General features: G+C 60.3%; 2 protein-coding genes and 1 pseudogene. 1 reads left to right on the top strand and 2 read right to left on the bottom strand.

All coding sequences use genetic code 11. The features are described 5' to 3' along the window. Window positions 1–411: pseudogene (locus V6C16_RS12205) on the top strand (sel1 repeat family protein); the annotation flags it as partial. Between the two features lie 135 nt (window positions 412–546). On the opposite strand, the gene V6C16_RS12200 reads toward V6C16_RS12205, so the two are convergent. Together V6C16_RS12200 and V6C16_RS12195 are read right to left on the bottom strand one after the other, a co-directional pair. Next, window positions 547–1,047 carry an AbrB family transcriptional regulator gene (locus tag V6C16_RS12200; protein ID WP_333534682.1) on the bottom strand — a complete coding sequence of 167 codons (501 nt, stop codon included), beginning with the start codon at window positions 1,045–1,047 and terminating at the stop codon, window positions 547–549. A 251-nt stretch (window positions 1,048–1,298) separates the two neighbouring features. Beyond that, the coding region (locus V6C16_RS12195) for an NAD(P)(+) transhydrogenase (Re/Si-specific) subunit beta (protein ID WP_333543321.1) at window positions 1,299–1,909 on the bottom strand (611 nt) is incomplete at its 5' end.

The raw sequence follows: 1,909 nt of genomic DNA, 5'->3' as shown, positions 1-1,909 counted from the left end.
GTGCTTTTCGGGCAACGGCTGGATACGGCCAACCGGGCGGCCATGCGCGACACCCTCTCCAAGGCCGGCATGCAGGCAAGCCGACAGGATGACGCCTATATCTGTGACCTGTATACCCCGGGCGCTCTTGTACCCGGCGCACGGCAGATGGCTCTTTGCTATGGCCCGGGCAGGCCCGCGCCGCTGGGCTTTGTGGAACTGGAATATGCCGCCCCCAACAAAGACACGGCCCGGAGCATCCTGCGCATGGTCAGTGAACGCTTTGGGCCGCCCTCTGCCGGTGAAGGCGACAACGGCCACATCTGGAACCTCGGCACGGTCATCGTGGCGACACGCTATGATCCCGCGCAGCAGACGGCAAGCCTCATGTACATGATTCCCGCCATCTACCATCTGACCCGCCAGGACTAGGGGCTGTTTCTAGACGCCGTTCCCCTCAGAAAACGTCCAGGCCAGAAGGTAAAATTCTCTCGGCTGGACAGGCAGGAATGCTGCTCCCGACGCCGGGAGTCTGCCGTCCGGAAGGCAGGGCTTGGAGATTTCGGTCTACTTTATGAGGGCTGCCAGCAGCTTGGCGACCAAAGGCGACAGCAGCACAATGGCGTAGATGCGCACCAGATGGTACACCATCACCACAGGGGCCTCACTGCCCGCATCCCCTGCCAGAGCCACAATGGCGTTGAAACCTCCCGGGCTGGTGGCAAGGTAGGCCCCGCCGGCGCTCATGCCGCCAAAGCGCATGCTCACCCAGGCGCAGAACAGGCCCGCCAGCAGAATGATGGCGGTTGACAGCAGCATGATGGGCCAGGTGGAGCGGATCACCGTCAGCATGTCAGGGCTGTACATATTGCCCACGATCACTCCCACGCAGCCATAGATCACATAGCGTATCCAGTGCGGTATTTCGGGCGTACTCACGGAACCGAAGGTCTTGAAAATGACCACGGCCAGCATGGCTCCGGTCATGGGGCCGCCGGGCAGGTCGAAATAGTCGAACACCAGACCACCCGCCAGGCCCACGGCAAAAAGCACAATCAGCGTCATCATATATCCTTCCTTATCAGCCCGGCCAGAATGCCCGAGCGGGCCGTTTTTCCTTTATCCGGGCCGGTCTGTGGCCCTTCCGGCAATGCATACGCCCATTGTCGCCGCGCTTCAATGCCCCACAACGCCGAGGGGACGCCCTCTTCCAGAAGAAGAGCGCGCCCCCGGGCAACATATCAGTTTATCCAACGCAATCGTACTGTCAAATGCTCTATGCATATTCTACGCATGGAGCAGGGTAAAACAGAGTTGTCCTACTTTTGAACCATGCCTATGAGCTTGTCCATAGTTGCCGAAGCATCGCCAAGCATCATGATGACGCCGGGCCTGCCGTACAGGGTATTGTCCACTCCCGCATAGCCGGGTTTGTCGTCATAGTTGCAGATAATGACGTTTTTGGCTTCATTGGCCTTGAGAATGGGCATGCCGTAAATGGGCGTGCCTTCGGCAGTGTTGGCCGCGGGGTTCACAACGTCGTTGGCCCCGATCACGATCACAAGATCGGCTTCGGCGAACAGGGGGTTCACCACATCCATCTCAAGCAGGTTTTCGTAGTCCACGTTGGCTTCGGCAAGCAGCACGTTCATATGGCCCGGCATGCGTCCGGCCACCGGATGGATGCCGTAGCTCACCTTGGCGCCCTTGCTTTCCAGCAGGTCGGCAAGCTGTTTCACCTTGTGCTGGGCCTGAGCCAGAGCCATGCCGTAACCAGGCACGATGATGACCTTTCTGGCTTCCCTGAGCACCCTGTCCACCTGGTCCGCTCCGCCGGAAGCGGCTGAAGCGGCAGGCACTGCGGCAGCGGGGCCTTCGCCCTGGGCATATGCCAGCAGCTTGTCAAAGGTCTTGCCCGCGTCGCCGGTCA

Origin of the sequence: Desulfovibrio sp. 1188_IL3213, from assembly GCF_036763145.1 — a bacterium.
Taxonomy (GTDB): Bacteria; Desulfobacterota; Desulfovibrionia; order Desulfovibrionales; family Desulfovibrionaceae; genus Desulfovibrio.
The sequence above is the reverse complement of the archived record's forward strand: the minus strand, read 5'-3'. Positions and strand labels throughout refer to the sequence as shown.

What these genes read in the sequence shown, in the direction of transcription:
- V6C16_RS12200 (WP_333534682.1), bottom strand. Translation starts at nt 1,047, where the DNA reads ATGATGACGCTGATTGTGCTTTTTGCCGTGGGCCTGGCGGGTGGTCTG.